General features: G+C 68.7%; 13 protein-coding genes. 5 read left to right on the plus strand and 8 right to left on the minus strand.

What is annotated here, in order from left to right; all coding sequences use genetic code 11:
• Positions 1-53 precede the first annotated feature (53 nt).
• Together DBV35_RS00290 and DBV35_RS00295 are read left to right on the plus strand one after the other, a co-directional pair.
• A complete protein-coding gene (locus DBV35_RS00290; protein WP_108658268.1) occupies positions 54-563 on the plus strand; it encodes a TRAP transporter small permease in 510 nt (169 codons plus the stop codon).
• Entirely contained in the window at positions 563-1,840 is a 1,278-nt protein-coding gene (locus tag DBV35_RS00295) for a TRAP transporter large permease (protein ID WP_108658269.1), read from the plus strand. The genes DBV35_RS00290 and DBV35_RS00295 overlap by 1 nt, the downstream gene beginning before the upstream one ends.
• A gap of 22 nt (positions 1,841-1,862) precedes the next feature.
• Here the strand turns inward: DBV35_RS00295 and DBV35_RS00300 are convergent, their stop codons facing one another.
• A complete protein-coding gene (locus DBV35_RS00300; protein ID WP_170134852.1) occupies positions 1,863-5,420 on the minus strand; it encodes a serine hydrolase in 3,558 nt (1,185 codons plus the stop codon).
• A gap of 168 nt (positions 5,421-5,588) precedes the next feature.
• Positions 5,589-6,872: an NAD(P)/FAD-dependent oxidoreductase gene (locus tag DBV35_RS00305; protein WP_157961505.1), complete on the minus strand. Its 1,284-nt coding sequence runs from the start codon at positions 6,870-6,872 to the stop codon at positions 5,589-5,591.
• A gap of 177 nt (positions 6,873-7,049) precedes the next feature.
• Here DBV35_RS00305 and DBV35_RS00310 point away from each other — a divergent pair, with 177 nt between their 5' ends.
• A complete protein-coding gene (locus DBV35_RS00310) occupies positions 7,050-8,018 on the plus strand; it encodes a LysR family transcriptional regulator (RefSeq protein WP_108658272.1) in 969 nt (322 codons plus the stop codon).
• Here DBV35_RS00310 and DBV35_RS00315 read toward each other — a convergent pair.
• Both DBV35_RS00315 and DBV35_RS00320 read right to left on the minus strand, forming a co-directional pair.
• Positions 8,015-9,157: an aminotransferase class V-fold PLP-dependent enzyme gene (locus tag DBV35_RS00315; RefSeq protein WP_108658273.1), complete on the minus strand. Its 1,143-nt coding sequence runs from the start codon at positions 9,155-9,157 to the stop codon at positions 8,015-8,017. The two genes, DBV35_RS00310 and DBV35_RS00315, sit on opposite strands and share 4 nt — an antisense overlap.
• 4 nt (positions 9,158-9,161) lie before the next feature.
• Positions 9,162-10,145, minus strand: coding sequence for an ornithine cyclodeaminase family protein (locus tag DBV35_RS00320; protein WP_108660476.1), 984 nt, complete (start codon positions 10,143-10,145; stop codon positions 9,162-9,164).
• 366 nt (positions 10,146-10,511) lie between these two features.
• Here DBV35_RS00320 and DBV35_RS00325 point away from each other — a divergent pair, with 366 nt between their 5' ends.
• Together DBV35_RS00325 and DBV35_RS00330 are read left to right on the plus strand one after the other, a co-directional pair.
• On the plus strand, positions 10,512-11,645 hold the full coding sequence (locus tag DBV35_RS00325; RefSeq protein ID WP_108658274.1) for an NAD(P)/FAD-dependent oxidoreductase: 1,134 nt from the start codon (positions 10,512-10,514) through the stop codon (positions 11,643-11,645).
• A gap of 20 nt (positions 11,646-11,665) precedes the next feature.
• Complete coding sequence (locus DBV35_RS00330) at positions 11,666-12,013, plus strand: RidA family protein (RefSeq protein ID WP_108658275.1); 348 nt, start codon at positions 11,666-11,668, stop codon at positions 12,011-12,013.
• A 65-nt stretch (positions 12,014-12,078) separates the two neighbouring features.
• Here DBV35_RS00330 and DBV35_RS00335 read toward each other — a convergent pair whose 3' ends face one another.
• The 4 genes from DBV35_RS00335 to DBV35_RS00350 are packed head-to-tail and all read right to left on the minus strand — an operon-like array spanning position 12,079 to position 15,861.
• On the minus strand, positions 12,079-13,047 hold the full coding sequence (locus DBV35_RS00335; RefSeq protein WP_108658276.1) for an ABC transporter ATP-binding protein: 969 nt from the start codon (positions 13,045-13,047) through the stop codon (positions 12,079-12,081).
• A complete protein-coding gene (locus DBV35_RS00340; protein ID WP_108658277.1) occupies positions 13,044-14,048 on the minus strand; it encodes an ABC transporter ATP-binding protein in 1,005 nt (334 codons plus the stop codon). The genes DBV35_RS00335 and DBV35_RS00340 overlap by 4 nt, the downstream gene beginning before the upstream one ends.
• On the minus strand, positions 14,045-14,923 hold the full coding sequence (locus tag DBV35_RS00345) for an ABC transporter permease (RefSeq protein ID WP_108658278.1): 879 nt from the start codon (positions 14,921-14,923) through the stop codon (positions 14,045-14,047). The genes DBV35_RS00340 and DBV35_RS00345 overlap by 4 nt, the downstream gene beginning before the upstream one ends.
• Positions 14,923-15,861 carry an ABC transporter permease gene (locus DBV35_RS00350; protein ID WP_108658279.1) on the minus strand — a complete coding sequence of 313 codons (939 nt, stop codon included), beginning with the start codon at positions 15,859-15,861 and terminating at the stop codon, positions 14,923-14,925. The genes DBV35_RS00345 and DBV35_RS00350 overlap by 1 nt, the downstream gene beginning before the upstream one ends.
• Between the last annotated feature and the right edge of the window lie 52 nt (positions 15,862-15,913).

The raw sequence follows: 15,913 nt of genomic DNA on the forward strand, positions 1-15,913 counted from the left end.
TGGGACCAATTGTCGGGCCGGCCCGCGCGGCCGGCCCAGATGCGGGGGGAGTCATGAAGCTCGTCGGCCATTTCATCAGTCTGTTCGTCGTCCTTGCCCGGATCGGCGTCGGGATATCGTTCGCGGTCCTGATCGTCTCGGTCATGGTGCAGGTCATCGGCCGCGTGTCCGGCTCCGGCCCGGTCTGGACCGAGGAATTGACGCGATACGCGCTCCTTTATCTCGTCGCCTTCGGCGCGGGGCTCGCCTTCCGGTCTGGCGATCTCGTCAATGTCGATGTCGTCTGCGAGTCGCTTCCGGGCAGGATCCCGTGGCTCCTGCGCCTCTTCGCGGCGATCGCGACCGCGGGCCTCGCCCTCTATCTCCTCGCCGGTGCGTGGCGCTTCACGTCGATCGGCAGCATGCAGACCTCGCCCGCGCTCGGCGTGCGCATGCACTTCGTCCATTTCAGCGTCTGGCTTCTCCTGGCGCTCCTCGCGCTCTTCGCCGTGCTGCGCATCGTCGGGATGCTGGCCGGAACGGAAGACGGCGCGCCCCGCAACACCTCCGAGGACCTCTCCTGATGGACGTCGCCATCCTGTTCCTGGTCTTCGTCGTCGGCCTCGTCGTCGGCATTCCGGTGGCGATCACGCTCGGCCTCTCCTCGCTCGCCTATCTCCTCGTCGCCGGCATTCCGCCCGTGGTGATGCCGCAGAAGATGTACGCGGGGATGGACGTTTTCGTGCTCCTGTCGATCCCCGGCTTCATCCTCGCCGGCAACCTGATGAACAGGGGCGGCATCACCCATCGCATCATCCGCTTCGCCAACGCGCTGGTGGGATGGATCCGCGGTGGCCTCGGCCTCACGAACATTGCCGCCTCGATGCTCTTCGGCGGCATCACCGGCACAGCCGTCGCGGACGCGGCCTCGATCGGCGGGGTGATGATCCCCGGCATGAAGAAGGCCGGCTACCCGGCGGATTTCTCCGCCGCCGTCACGGCCGCCTCGTCGACGGTGGGGCCGATCATCCCGCCATCGGTGCCGATGATCATCGTGGGCGCGCTCTCCGGCATCTCGGTCGGGAAGATGTTTCTCGCCGGGGCGGTGCCGGGCATCCTCATGGGCCTCGCCATGATGGTGACGTGCTACATCATCTCCGTGCGCCGGAATTTCCCGCACCAGCCCTGGCAGGGCGGCGGAGAGGTCGTGCGCTCGTTCGGCGGCGCGGTCTGGGCGCTCGCGATGACCTTTCTGATCATCTACGGTCTCCTGTCCGGCCTCTCGACGCCGACCGAGACCGCGATCATCGCCTCCGTCTACGCCTTCGTCGTGGGCGCGTTCATCTATCGCGAGCTGCCGCTGCGCGAGTTGCCGAAGATCCTCATCGACAGCGCCATCTCGGCCGCGGGCATCCTCGCCCTGGTGGGTTTCGCCAATGTCTTCGGCTGGATTCTCGTCTCTGAGCGCATCCCCCAGATGATCGCCGATGGCGTCCTCTCGCTGACCGGCAACAAGTATGTGGTGATCCTCCTCATCAACCTGCTCCTCCTCTTCGTGGGCATGTTCATGGAGACCATCGCGGCGCTCATCATCCTTTTCGTGCCGCTGCTCTCGCTCGCCACGGCGGTGGGAATCGATCCGCTCCACTTCGCGACCTTCGCCGTCCTCAACCTCATGATCGGCCTGACGACGCCTCCGGTCGGCGTGTGCCTCTTCGTGTGCGCGGGCATCGCGCGTCTGCCGCTCGCCCCTGTGGTGGTGGCGATCGTTCCCTTCCTGGTGACGAACATCCTGGTCCTCTTCGCGGTGTCTTACTTCCCGCCGCTCGCGACCTGGCTGCCGTCGGTCCTGACGCCGTGACGCGCGGGCCCTCGCCGTGCCGTCACCAGCGCACGGTGAGGCCGACGCGCCCGCCGAAGGCGTGGCCTGAACTGTCGTCCACCCGAACGTCATAGTCGCCGGACGCGAACAGGCTGACCTTGTCCGACACCGCCATCGACGCGCCAAGGTCGAGCTGCACCCGCGTGCCGCCGGTCCCGGCATCGAAGGTCGTCTCGTTGCCGCCGCCGAGCCCCGCAAACGACACCTCCGGGCCATCGCTGAAGGCGTGCCAGAGGTTGGCCCGCGCCCAGCCGGTCATGGTCCAGCCATTCTCCAGGGTCCATGCGCGGCCTACCCGCGCGCCGATGCGGCCGAAGACGTCGTCCGCCGCGTCATAGCGGACCAGGCCGTAGCGGTCCGCGCCGTCCTCGAAGGAGAGGCGCTGATAGACGAGTTGCCCCTGCGGCTCGATCTCCCAGCCTTTGCCGAGGTCGAACCGGTAGCCGGCCTCCACCGAGCCGATCACGCCGAACCCGTCGGTCTCCAGCGTCTCGCCCGGCACCGAACGCGCGCGGGCCTCTTCGTAGAAGGTGCCCTGCAGCACGGTATCGATGTGCAGCCCACTCGCCCGCGAATGGCTCCAGTAGGCGCCGAGCGAATAGGCGTCCATCGACACCTTGCCGGCCGAGCCGCCATAGACGGCGTCGACGTCGCCGCGCGCATGGCCCGCGCCGACATAGAAGCCGATCCCGTTCCGGACCGCCTCGTCGGGCAGCGACAGCGGGTGTTCGTAGCCCGCCTGGAAGCCTGCGAGGTCGACATCGTAGCTCGGCCCGTCCTCCTCGAAGCGGTTCAGCCGCGCCGCCGCGTCGCCGCCGCCGGAGCCCTGGCTGCCGGTCCTGCCGAACACGCGGCCCCAGGCGCTCTGATCGCCCGGCGCACGGGCCGCGATGCGGTCGTCACGGGTGCCGAGAATGGCAAGGCCGTATTGCGAGGCGATGGCTGGGAGCGCGGTGTCGACCGCCACCTCCGGCCTCAGATCGGGCAACGCATCGCCTCCGGTCGCGCCGCCTTGCGTCGAGCGCAGGAACCAGTCGTCGCCCCCCGATGCGCCGCCCCGATAGAGGCCGTACTCGAGCGCGCCGCTCGCGACGCGGCTCCCGAGCGTGAACGCGCTTTCGGTGGTCGTGCCGCCATTCACCGTCTCGACGAGTGCGATGCCGTCGCCCGTGGTGAGCCCGCCATCGCCGATGGGCGCGACGAGGACGCTGGTCGACCCGCGCGCGAGTCCGCCATCGATGATGAGCCGGTCGGCGCCGCCGCCTCTGTCCAGCGCCGCGTTCATGACGAGCGCCCCATGGGCGGCGGCATAGTTGCGAACGGTCAGTCTCTGGAAGCCCGCCCCCACCGGCGGCGCGAACGCGATCGTGCTCCCCGCATTCACCAGATCGTCGACCTGCGAATGCACGCCCACCCCGGCGGCAGGAAGCGTCCACACGCTGCCGTCGGCCAGCGTGAGGTCGATGCGCGCATTGGGCGACCGGGTGATCGCGCCATCGATCCGCGACCCGGACGCCGTGAGCGTCAGGGCCGTTCCCTCCGCGACCACAGCCGTGCCGCTTGCGGACGAAAGGGCGCTGTCCGTCAGCGAGAGCACGGCGCTCCGGCTGTCCGACAGGCCGTCCAGCGAGAACGCCGCGACTGCCGCCGCGGAGGTGCCGAGGGCGGCGACGCTCACACCGTCGAGATCGATCTGCGCGCCTTGTCCGAGCACGATCGCATGCGCATCCGCGCCGTGCGTCAGCACCGACCCGCCGGCAAGCGCGACGGAAGCCCCGTCCCCTTGGGCGAGCACGCCGTAGCTTCCGGGCGCCAAGGTCTCGACCGTGAGGTTCGTCCCCAGCATCCGCGCCGCGCCGTGGGCGGCCGCGATGCGCAGGCCGATGCCGTCCCCGCTCAGCATGATCCGGCTGTCGCTGAGGTCGACCGTGCCGTTCGCCTCCACCCACACGCCGTCGCCGCGCGTGAGGTCGATATCGACATCGCTCCCCCGGATCGTCGCGGGTGCGTTGCCTCCCGCATGAAGGCCCGCGAGGGCCGAGCCGGTGATGCTCACGCCGTTCAACTCGGCGATCGCGTTGTCCCGCGCGTCGACGCCGATGCCGCTCACCTCGTCCCCGGCCAGCACGATGTTCACGTCCGTCAGGGTGAGCGAGGCGGTCCCCGTGGTCGTGCCGAGAAACGCGCCGTCGCCGCCGACCGAGGCCGTGATGTCGCCGCCGTGAGCGAGGGTCACGCTGCCATCGCCGACATAGATCGCCGGCACGTAGTCCTGGATGGGCTCCAGCGTCACCCAGCCTTTGGCCGTCGCCGAACCGCTATTGTCGGCATAGACGGCCGCGCGCGTGAGGAAGGGGCCGCTGATCAGCCCGGTCCAGACCGTGTCCGCGCCGATCGCCTCGCGCCGGCCGTCTGCGGCGATCTGGATCTGGTTGTCCGGCCCGGTCCAGCCGAGGATCTCCAGAAGCTCGCGGAAGAGATGGGCCGGCGCATCCGGATCGTCGGGATTGCTGGAATTGATCAGGATGCTGATCGTGCGATCATTCGCCCGGTCGTACATGACGAGCGCCTCGAAGCCGAGGCCGTTGCCGGTGTGGCCGATAAAGCCGGAGATCTCGCCCATCCCGAAGCCGTAGCTGTCATATTCGGGACTTTCCGGGTCGGTCGCGGTGCTGCCGAACGACTTCAGCCGCTCGACATATTCGCGCCGGGAGATGAGCTCGCCCGTGCCGACCGCTTTCCCCCAGCGTTCCAGATCCCCGATGAGGCCGATCAACCCACCCGACGCGCCCGCGCCCGACGTGTTGAAGGCGGCGAGCGATTCCGGGCCGTCGCCGTCATTGGCGTCGATATAGCCGACGGCATTCGGCGAGGGCATGGCATTCGCGCCCTGGTACACCACCGAGCTGAGCCCGAGTTGCTTGGAGAGGCGCCGCTCGACTTCCACCGACCAGTCATTGCCCGTTGCGGCCTCGATCACTTGCCCGAGCAGCACGGTGTTGGTGTTGGAATATTCATAGGCCGTACCGGGCTTGAACTGCAGCGGCTCGACGAAGGCGAAGGCGAGCAATTCCTCCGGGGTCCAGTCCCGGCCGGGGTCCGCGACGAGCTCCGGGCCGAAGGCGGGGGATGCGGTGTAGTTGAAGAGGCCCGAGCGCATCTCGGCGAGCTGGCGGATCGTGATCACGTCGCCGCTCGGCACGCCGCTCACATACTTGCCGACGGGATCGTCGAGATTGATCCGCCCCTCGTCCGCCAATTGCAGGACGACCGTCGTGACGAACGACTTCGTGACGCTGCGATAGCCGAAATAGGTCTCCGGCGTCGGCGCGGCGCCGGTGGCGATGTCCGCCACCCCGGAATTCGAGGTCCAGCGAAGATCGCCTTGGCGGATGGAGACCGTGGCCCCCGGAATGCGCTTGGCGATCAGCGCCTCGTCGATGGCGGCCTGCATCTGCGCGGCGGTGGTCGGATCGTCCCACGGAACATCATCCGCCGCTTGCGCGAAGGCGGACGCGCCTTGTGCGCAGACCATCACAAGCGCGGCGACGATGGGCAACCGACGACGACCCGAAGCGAACATGCCGTACAATGCGGCCCCCAAAGCTCTGATTTTGCAGTGCTTCGGCACCGTACCAGCGTGTCGCCCGATCGTCCCAGTGCCCTAGCCGCGCGGGTCGCGGGTAAGGACGCGCGTGCGACGAAAATACGACAAGCGGCGGTCTCGCTAGACGTCCTTCCCGGTGCGCCAGACGCCATACGCGGTGCGTGCGTGGTAGCCGATCGAGCGGAACGGCTCGGGGGGCATCCGCGAGGCCTGCCCGTACGCGGCGATGCTGTCCGGAGCGCGGTTCGCGCCTTTGATCAATTCGGCCAGTTCGTGGCCGAGCAGCGTGAACTTCATGATGCCCGACCCGTTGCAGCCGAGGATGGCGTAGAGGCCGTCCGTCACCTCGCCGCAGAACGGCGAGTCGTTCAGCGTGATGGCGATGACGCCGCCCCACTGATGCTCGAACCCGCCTGCCGCGGCGAGCGGGTAGCGCTTGTGCGCCGCGCTCAGCAGTTTTCGGCGCACAATATCGGCGCTCGCCTCGCGCTCGTATGAGTAGGCGCTTCGGACCAGCAGGCGGCCGTCGCGTGTCTTGCGCATCGTAGTGCCGAATTTCAGCGCCGGGACGACACCCCACACCGGATCCTCGCCGAGCTCCGCGAGCGCCTGTCCGGAGAGCGTGGGGGTGAGGCCGGCATATGTGTAGACGGCGACGGTCCGGTCCTTGAGGAAACCGAGCTGACGGGCGAACGCGTTGGCGGCGAGGATGACCGTTTTCGCGCGCACGCTGCCGCCGTCGGTGATTGCGGTCCAGCCGCCGGCGTCCTGCGTGAGGTGGGTGATGGGCGTCTTCTCGTAGAGCTCGACCGAGGCCGGCAGGGTCTCGGCGAGGCCGCGGATCAGCGCCGCCGGCTGAACGAACCACGACTCCGGCGTGAACAGCGCGAAATGATAGTAGGGCGTCCCGATCCGCCGCTGCAGCTCCTCCCGGTCGAGGAGTTCGACCGCCATCCCGGCAGACTGGTAGGATTGCGCGCTCGCCCTCAGCGAGCCCTCTCCGCGGGCGGTCGCGGCCGCCCGGAGGGCGCCGGCGCGCTCCAGGCCGCAGTCGATGCCGTTTTCCTCGATCAGGCGGCGGATGAGGTCGAGGCCGCGGTGGCCGGCGTCGGCAAGTCCGTTGAAGCGATGGGCCGCGTCGCTCGGCCGGACCGGTTGCATGAAGCCGGAATTGCGGCCGGCGGCGCCCTCTCCGACGACCCCGGCATCGAGCACGGCGATGCGGGCATCCGGGTCGAGTTCACCCAATCTGCGCGCCGCGCCGAGCCCCGCATAGCCCGCGCCGACGACGAGGAAGTCGACCCGGATATCGCTCGTGAGCGGTGGTCTGGGCTGGCGCTTCGGCAGGAGCGCGTTCCAGCCGGAGGGGGTCGCGTAGAGAGGGCTCGGGGCGAGGGTCCACATGAAATCAGGCCTCATTGGGTTCTGGAAAAGCTGAGAAAGAAAGGGGGGCGACCGCGTCCTCGGCGGCTGGCACACATTGTGCTAGGTCATGAGTTCATTACCCAGCGGAATAGTCTGGCTCTTGCCCGGGGCGTCGCGGCCACCGCCGTGTCTGCCGGAGAGTGGAAAGAGGGCGCGATGGACGCAGTCGAAGCCAACCCTTCGCAGGAAGCGGAGTTCACGCCGCGCGAGATCGAGGTCTTCGCCGCGGTCATGCTGCACGGGACGACGACCAAGGCGGCCGACGCGCTCGACATCACCCAGCCGGCGGTCAGCAAGATGCTCGCCCAGCTCGCCGAAAAGGCGGGCTTTCCGCTGTTCCGCAAAAGCCGTCAGCGGCTGGTGCCGACGCCCGAGGCGCATATGCTCTATGCCGAGGTGCAGCGCGTCTTCGAGTCGGCGCGGAAAATCTCGCGCGCCGCGAAGGATATCCGCGAGCTGAAGGGCGGGCGGCTCAATATCTGCGCGCTGCCGGCATTCGGGTTGACGCTGATGCCGGAGATCATCGCCAGCTTTTCGCAGCAGCATCCGTCCGTCTCGATCACGCTCGACATCCGCTCGTCGGTCACCGTCAGCCAGCGGGCGAGCCGCAACCAGCTCGACATCGGCATCGGCGTTACGACTTCGGACGAAAACCCCTCGCTCGTCCGCCGCGCGCTGGCTTCGACGCCGCCGGTCTGCGTGATGCCGAAGAACCACCCGCTCGCTCAGCTGAAGGTGGTCGAGGCCGACGATCTCGACGGGGTCGATTTCATCTCGATGGGTCTTGGCGACCCGATGCGCAGCCAGCTCGACGCCCTTTGCGTCAAGCGCGGCATCTCCCGCGCGCTGAAGTTCGATGTCGGCCAGTCCTCGGCGTGCCTCAGCCTCGTCGCTTGCGGCGCGGGGGTCGCAGTGGTCGACCGCCTGTCGGCCTGGATGGCCCGAGACCTGCCGATCGAGATCCGTGATTTTCGACCCCATCTCGATCTCAACCTCAGCGTCTACAGGCCGTGGGGCGTCATCGCGTCGACCGCGGCCGACGCGTTCACCGAGCATCTCATTCGAACGACCCGCAACTTCATGAATGGCGTCGACGCAGGCATCGCGGAACTCGCGGCTGACTAGCGACGCGGCAGCGTATCGAACAGTCGGGCAATGTCCGCCTCGTCGTTGTAGACGTGCGGCGACACGCGCAGCTTCGGACCGCGCACGGTCGCGTGGACTCCGGCGCGCTTCAGGATGGCGCCCGTCTCAGGCGTGAGCGCGTCGCCGAGGTCGAGGATCGCGATATGGGGCGCCCGGTGGACCGGCCGCTCGACGCCGAGACCGCGCTGCTCGGCCTCGGCCCATACGGTGTCGTTGAGATGGCGCAGGCGCGCCGATACGTCCTCCAGCGTCCACCCCTCGATGAGTTTCATTGCGGCGATCGCCACCGGGAGGACCGCGAAGTCGGACCGTTCGCCCATGTCGAAGCGGCGCGCGCCGGCGAGGAACTCGGCGACGGCCGGCTTGTAGAAGTCGGACTTGTCCCCGCCGACGCGGTTCCAAGAGTGATGCTCGATCGGCCGTCCGCTCTCCTGCCACTTCGGATCGGCGTAGAGGAACGCCAGCCGGTAGGGGCCGAGCAGGAATTTGTACGTGGCGAACGAGAGGAAATCCGGGCGGACGCGGGAGACGTCGAACGGCAGCGCGCCGACCCATTGCGTGCCGTCGACCACCAGGCTGGCGCCGGCAGCCCGCGCCGCGACCGCCACGGCCTCGAGGTCCACCGCCATGCCCTCGAACCAATGCACCATCGTTCCCGCGACGACCGCGACCGGCCGCGTGGAGCCCTCGATCGCCGCGATCAGCGCCGCGGTCCAGTTCCCGTCCGCCGGTTTCGGGGCGATCTCGATGTGGGCGCCATTCTGGAGCGCCTTTTCGTACCAGACATAGCGGTGCGACGGATGCTCGTTCTCCATCAGCACGATCGCCGAGCCGGCGGGCACGGGCACGTTCGCGGCGGCGACGGCGATGCCGTAGCTCGTCGCCGCCGTGACCGCGACATCGTCCGCGTGCGCGCCGATCATCAGGGCGGCGAGGCGGCGCGCCTCCTCCACCTCGTCATAGTAGGCGTCGATCGTCATCTGCCAGGGCGCTGCCTTCACCGTGGCGCCGCGCTGTCCCGCGGCGACGGCCGCCGATGGCGTCGGGGACATGTAGGCGGCATCGAGGTAGGCGATGCCGGCCGGAATGTCGAAATGGTCGCGCTGACAGGTCAACATCGCGTCACATCCTGAAGTCGGTGGTGGTGCCGAGCCCGGCGCGGAGCGCCTCGGCGTAGACGAGGTTGGCGAGCTCGATGTCCTGCGCCGGCACGCCGAGCGAGCGGTAGATCGTGATGTCGGACCGCTCGCGGCGGCCGGGCGCCGTCCCCTCGAGCACCGCGCCGATCTCGGCCTCGATGGAGGCTTCCCCCGCCTCGATCAGCTCGGCCGCAGCGGCAAGCGCCATCGTGCGCCAGTCGACGAAGACGCGGGCGCGGCGCACGCACACGGCATCGAGCTCGCGGCAGGCCGGGACGCTGGCGCCGACGGCGTTGATGTGGACACCCTCGGGCAGCCAGTCGCCGAAGAGAACGGGCGTCTCGGAAGAGGTCGCGGTGCAGATGATGTCGGCATCGGCGACGGCCTCGCGCGCGTCGGCGACCGGGCGGGCATCGAGCACAGCGTGATCGTCCGCGAACCGGGCGGCCTTGGCGGGGTCGCGGCCCCACACGCGCAGGGATCGGATCGGCCTCACCTTCGCGATCGCCTCGACGTGGCGGCGTGCCTGCTCGCCGTAGCCGAGGACGCACAGCATCGCGCTGTCGGGGCGGGCGAGCGCGTCGGTGGCGACGGCGCTCGCGGCCGCGGTGCGCCACTGCGTCAGCGCCCCGCCATCAAGGAGAGCGACGGGCCGGCCGTGCGTCCTGTCGAAGAGCACGATGACGCCGCGATGCGACGCGAGGCCATGCGCGAAATTGTCGGGAAAGACCGACAGGACCTTCGCCCCGAAGCGCGGCTGATCGGCGAGGATGCCGGCCATGAGCGACAGGCAGCTCCCCGCGCCGCCGGGCAACGGCAACGTGCGCCGGATGTCCTGTTCCGCGATGCCGTTCGAGGTCTTGCGCAACGCCGCCCCCGCGGCCTCGAAGGCAAGGCCCGGCGTCACCACCGCGCGGATCGTCGCCTCGTCGATCAGCAGGAGGCCATCCACCGCGTCTTCGATCATGTGCAGGTCCGGTTGCGTCACCGCACGACCCTAACAGCCGTCCGCCTCCGTCTAGGCCGGAGATTTGATAACCTTTCGCGCCGAGTTCACGTGGCGTGTTCATGTAACGCGGCGCCTGCATCAAGGTCATAACTTCAGGCAAGCACCGGACGCGTCGCGTTCAATTGACTCCCAACCGACGCTGTTGCGAGCTTGCGTGCATCGCGGTGTGCGTGCGAGTGCCGACCGCGTCGGATCTTCATCACCCTCTGCCGCTCGCGCGCAGCGTCCACCCAAACACCAGCAACCCGTTCCCCGTGCCGCCACATCATCCGGGATCGTCGATCGCGGGGGCCGGCATCGCACATGACCCGGAGGTCAATCACCATGCGTGTCGTCGTCATCGGCTCGGGCATCGTCGGAACTTCAGTCGCCTACGAATGCGCCAAAGCGGGCGCGAAAGTCGTTCTTCTGGAAGCCGGCAGAATCGCCGGTGGGACGTCGACGGTCAGCTTCGCCTGGACGAATGCGACGGGCAAACGGCCTCGCGCCTATTTCGCGCTCAATGTGGCGGGCATGCGCGCCCACCTCGAGCTGAAGCGGGACTTCCCCGACGCGCCGTGGTTCTTCCAGAGCGGCGGGTTCGAGTGGCGCACGACACCGGCCGGGATCGCGGCGTTTGAGGAGGACGTGCGGCAGATCTCCGAATGGGGCTACGGCGTCGAGTGGGTCGACCGCGAGACGGTCGCCAGGATGGAGCCCGACGTCACCGCGACCGGCGAGGGACCGATCGCCTATTTCGCCGAAGAGGGGTGGGTGGACCCGGCCCTCTATTCGGCCTGGCTCATCCGGGCCGCGACGTCCCGCTGGGGCGCGGAGGTGTTCACGGGCGCCCGCGTGGTGGCCGTCGAGACGCAGAACGGCCGCGTGGTCGGCGTGCGAACCGCCGACGGGACGCAGATCGCGGCCGACCATGTCGTGAATTGCACGGGCGGCCTGTCGGGCCTGGAACTCGGGGACGCACCGGCGCTGCCGCTCGCCTCCACCGTCGGCGTGCTCGCCTTCACGCCGCCCGTCGCGCTGACGCTGCGCAGCCACGTCCACGCCGACGATCTCGACATGCGCCCGGACGGCGCGGGCCGCATCATGATCCACAAGGTCTCCGTCGACGACACGCTGTCCGAACCGCAGACGCTGGCGACGGACGGGCCCGAGGCGACCGCGTTGCTGGAAGCGGCCCGTGCGGTCCTGACCGGGCTTGAGATGGTCCCGATCGAGGCGATCCGCTCAACGGTGCGGCCGATCCCGGCGGACGGCCTCACCTGCGCCGGCGAGATGCCGGGGATCAGCGGCTACTCCGTCGCGGTGACGCACAGCGGGGCGACCATCGCGCCGCAGCTCGGCAAGGTCGTCGCCGATGAAGTCGTGCGTGGCAGGACGCACGCGGAGATGGAGAGCTTCCGCCCCTCGCGCTTCTTCGCGACCGGCAATTCCGGCACGCCGCGGCGCGCGGTCGCCTGACGGACAGAAAGCAGAACCGGATGAGCATCGAACGCTACGAGACGAACCCGAAGCTGAGCCGCGTCGTCGTCCACAACGGCACGGCCTACCTGTCCGGCCTGACCGCCGACGACAAGACCGTCGGCACCAAAGAGCAGACCGCGCAGGTGCTCGCCAAGGCGGATCAGCTTTTCGCCACCGTCGGCACGGACCGGACGAAGGTGCTGCTCGCGCACATCTACCTGCGCGACATCGCCGACTGGGACGCGATGAACGAGGCTTGGATCACCTGGCTCGATGGCGCGGCAGCGCCGGCGCGGGCGACGGTGGCCGCCACCCTCGGGCTTCCGGAGATCGCGGTCGAGATCCAGTTCACCGCCGCGATCTGAGCGGCCGGCAAAAAGCCGGTGGTCCCGCGTGGGGCCACCGGCTTTTTTGACGCCGTCGCCGCCGGTCAGGCGGCCGACGCGCGCTCCGGCGCGAAGTGGCACGCCGCGATCTGACCAGGATTCGGCGTTCTGAGGGGCGGCGGCGTCGCGCAGACATCCACCGCGCTCGGGCATCGCGTGCGGAACCGGCAGCCGGAGGGCGGGTTGACCGGGCTCGGCAGCTCACCCTTCAGGATGATGTGCGGGCGCTCGCGTTCGATGTCGGGGTTGGGATCCGGCACGGCGGAGATCAGCGACTGCGTGTAGGGATGGGCGGGGTCCGCATACACATCGCGGCTCGCCCCTTCCTCGACGATGCGGCCGAGATACATCACATAGACCCGCTTCGCCGCTTGCCGCACCACCGCGAGGTCGTGCGCGATGAGCAGGCACGACATGCCCATCTCGTCCCGCAGCTTGAGGAAGAGGTTCATGATCTGCGCGCGGATCGAGACGTCGAGCGAGGAGACCGGCTCGTCGCAGATCAGCACCTCCGGATCGGCCGCGAGCGATCGGGCGATGCAGACGCGCTGGCGCTGGCCGCCGGACATCTCGCGGGCATAGCGCGTCGCCATCTGCGGCGTCAGGCCGACCGCGTCGAGCAGCTCGCCGGTCCGCGCCGTCCGCGCCTTGGCATTGCCCTCGCCATTGATGACGAGCGCCTCGTCGATCGCCTCGCCGATGGTCTGGCGCGACGAGAGCGACGAGTACGGGTCCTGGAAGATGAACTGGACCGAGCGCCGCGCCTTGCGCTGTTCACGCGTCGACAGGGTCAGGAGATCGACGCCCTTGTAGACGATCCGCCCGGACCGCGGCCGCTCCAACCCGACGATGCTGCGCCCGAGCGTGGACTTCCCGCAGCCCGATTCGCCCACGAGGCCGACGATCTCACCCGCGCCGAGCGTGAGGCTGACCCCGTCGCAGGCGCGCACCTCCTCGCCCGTGGTGCGGTCGCGAAACCAGGTGACGAGGTTCTCGACGGCGAGCAAGGTCATCGGGCGTGCTCCAGCACGGGTGCAACGGGGGAGGGCGCGCGAACGGGGCAGGCGGCGCTGCGGCCGGCGCCGAGGTCGATCAGCGTCGGGCGCTTGTCGCGACAATCCGGCAGCGCGAACTCACAGCGCGGCGCGAAGGCACAGCCCGGACGCGGCTTCGAAAGGTCCGGCGGGGTGCCGCCAAGGCCGCGGAACGGCGCGTCGAGCGGTCCGCGCAGCGTCGGCACGGAGCGCAGAAGGCCGGCGGTGTAGGGATGGCGCGGCTCGAGGAGCACGTCGCGCACCGGCCCGGCTTCGACGACCCGCCCGGCGTACATCACCGCCACCGTGGTCGCGAGGGTCGAGACGACGCCCATGTCGTGCGTCACGATGACAATCGCCATTTTGAGCCGCGCCTGGATATCGCGCAGGAGATCCATGATCTGCGCCTGCACCGTCACGTCGAGCGCGGTGGTCGGCTCGTCGGCAATGAGGAGGCGCGGTTCGCCGGCGATCCCCATCGCGATGCCGATGCGTTGGCGCATCCCGCCGGAGAGTTCGTGCGGGTATTGGGTCAGCCGGCGTTTCGGATCGGAGATCCCGACGAGCGCCATCAGGTCCGCCGCCTGTGCCGCGGCGGCCTTCGGTCCGAGTCCGCGGTGCTTCTCGATCACTTCGGCGATCTGCCGGCCGATCTTCCGCGAGGGGTTGAGCGAGGACAAGGGATCCTGGAACACCACCCCGATCCCGCCGCCGCGCATCCGGCGCAGGGTCGGCTCGTCGGCACGCAGGAGGTCGACGTCGCCGAACCGCACGCTGCCCTTTATGTCGGCGGTGACACCGCGCGGCAGCAGGCCGAGCGGGGCCATGTTCATCACGGTCTTGCCGCTGCCGCTCTCGCCGACGACCGCGAGCACCTCTCCCTCGGAGACGGAGTAGGACACACCGTCGACGGCACGCACGGTGGCGCGCGGAGTGTAGAGGTCGATCGTGAGGTCGGTGACGTCGATGACGGGGTTCACGCGACGGCCTCCTTGGCGAAGATCGCCTTGGCGCGGGCCAGCGCACGCGCCGACAGCGGCTTCGGCGATTTGGACAGGGCAATCGACTCGCCGAGGAGATTGAAGCCGACGACCATCAGCGTCAACGCGATGCCGGGCAGGATGACCTGACGCGGGCTCTGCTCCAGATAGGGGAGCGCCGACACCAGCATCTGCCCCCATTCCGCGGTCGGCGGCTGGACGCCCATTCCGAGGAAGGACAGGTTGGCGATGGCGAGCGCGAGCTTGCCGGCATCGGCGCTGGCGTAGATGAGCACTGCGCCGAGCGCCTCGGGCGCGAGGTGGCGGGTGATGATCCTCGGCCGGCTCGCGCCGAGCACCCAGAGGCTCTCAATATGCGGTTGCTGCACCGCGGCCGCGACGACCCCGCGCGTCAGTCGCGCATAGATCGGCACCCAGGCGATCGCGAGGGCGATGATCATGTTCCAGTAGCTCGGACCGAACACGCCGACGATCGCGAGCGCCACGACGAGAGAGGGCACCGAAAGGCCGAAGTCGATGATGCGCATGAAGATTTCGTCGACCCAGCCGCCGAAATAGCCCGAGATCGTGCCGATCGTGAGGCCGACGCTGCCGGCCATGCACAGCACGAGGAACACGCCGACGAGGGTCGTCTGCGCCCCCTTGATGAGCCGGCTCAAGGTGTCGCGGCCGAGATTGTCGGTGCCGAGCGGGTGCTCCCAGCTGAAGGTCTGGTCGGCGCTCATCAGGTCTTGCCGGTTCGGGTCGTAGGGCGAGATGAAATCGCCGAACACCGCGATGAAGATGAAGAAGCCGACGATGGCGATCCCGAGCGGCCCGAGAATCTTCAGTTTCGAGAGGGTTCGGGCAAGCATCAGGCGGTCCTTGTGCGACGCTGCATCGGGTTGATCGCCATCACCGACAGGTCGACGATCAGATTCACGACGATGAAGAGGACGGAAAAGATCATCAGGCAGGACTGCAGCACGGGAATATCCCGGAAGCGCGCCGCCTCGACGAAGTAGTTCCCGAAGCCCTGCCAGGCGAAGATCGGCTCGATCAGGATCGCCGATTGCGCCATGAAGGCGAACTCCATGCCGAACGCGGTGACGACGACCGGCACGATGTTCGGAAGGGCGTCGACCAAAAGGATCCGGCGGCGGCTCATCCCCTTCGACAAGGCGGTGATGACGTAGGGGCGGCTCATCGCGTCCTCCAGCGACACGCGGGCCACGCGCGAGAGCACGGCGCCAGGCAGCAGCCCCATGGCGATCGAGGGCAGGATCCAGGACGCCGGACCCCTGAAGCCGAATGTCGGGAGCAGGTTCAGCGTCACGCCGAACGCGTAGATGAGCAGAGCGGCGAGAAAGAATTTCGGCGTCGAGATGCTGACGAGGGCAAAGGCGCGCAGCAGCCGGTCGACGGCGCCACCCGGCCACGCGGCGCCGCAGAAGGCGAGGCTGAACGCGACGATCAGTGCGACGAGGCTGCCGCCTGCGACGAGCGTCAGCGTCGCGACGCCACGCTCGGCGAGCGCCTCGGCGACCGGTTCGCCGGTTCGCAGCGAATGGCCGAGATCTCCCTGAAGCACGTCGCCGACCCAGTAGCCGTACCGCACGATCATCGGCTGATCGAGGCGGTACTCGCGCGCCACCTGGTCGACGACCTCCTGGCTGACGAAGCCGCCGCGAAGCTCAGCGATGAGCGCGGCGATGTTGCCGGGGAAGGCGGCGATGAGGATGAAGGAGAACACGGACGCGATGACGATCAGGACGATCGCCGACGCGATTCGGTTTACGACCAGCCGCAGCATGGGGCACTCCGCGAAATTGAAGAGAGCGCGGCGGGGGCTGCCCCCCGCCGCG

Source organism: Acuticoccus kandeliae (assembly GCF_003073115.1).

Excerpts from the sequence above, each read along its gene's own strand:
- DBV35_RS00315 (WP_108658273.1), bottom strand. The coding sequence starts at position 9,157 with ATGTTGACCTGTCAGCGCGACCATTTCGACATTCCGGCCGGCATCGCC.
- DBV35_RS00290 (WP_108658268.1), top strand. The coding sequence starts at position 54 with ATGAAGCTCGTCGGCCATTTCATCAGTCTGTTCGTCGTCCTTGCCCGG.
- DBV35_RS00335 (WP_108658276.1), bottom strand. The coding sequence starts at position 13,047 with ATGACCTTGCTCGCCGTCGAGAACCTCGTCACCTGGTTTCGCGACCGC.
- DBV35_RS00310 (WP_108658272.1), top strand. The coding sequence starts at position 7,050 with ATGGACGCAGTCGAAGCCAACCCTTCGCAGGAAGCGGAGTTCACGCCG.
- DBV35_RS00320 (WP_108660476.1), bottom strand. The coding sequence starts at position 10,145 with ATGATCGAAGACGCGGTGGATGGCCTCCTGCTGATCGACGAGGCGACG.
- DBV35_RS00295 (WP_108658269.1), top strand. The coding sequence starts at position 563 with ATGGACGTCGCCATCCTGTTCCTGGTCTTCGTCGTCGGCCTCGTCGTC.
- DBV35_RS00325 (WP_108658274.1), top strand. The coding sequence starts at position 10,512 with ATGCGTGTCGTCGTCATCGGCTCGGGCATCGTCGGAACTTCAGTCGCC.
- DBV35_RS00350 (WP_108658279.1), bottom strand. The coding sequence starts at position 15,861 with ATGCTGCGGCTGGTCGTAAACCGAATCGCGTCGGCGATCGTCCTGATC.
- DBV35_RS00330 (WP_108658275.1), top strand. The coding sequence starts at position 11,666 with ATGAGCATCGAACGCTACGAGACGAACCCGAAGCTGAGCCGCGTCGTC.
- DBV35_RS00305 (WP_157961505.1), bottom strand. The coding sequence starts at position 6,872 with ATGTGGACCCTCGCCCCGAGCCCTCTCTACGCGACCCCCTCCGGCTGG.
- DBV35_RS00345 (WP_108658278.1), bottom strand. The coding sequence starts at position 14,923 with ATGCTTGCCCGAACCCTCTCGAAACTGAAGATTCTCGGGCCGCTCGGG.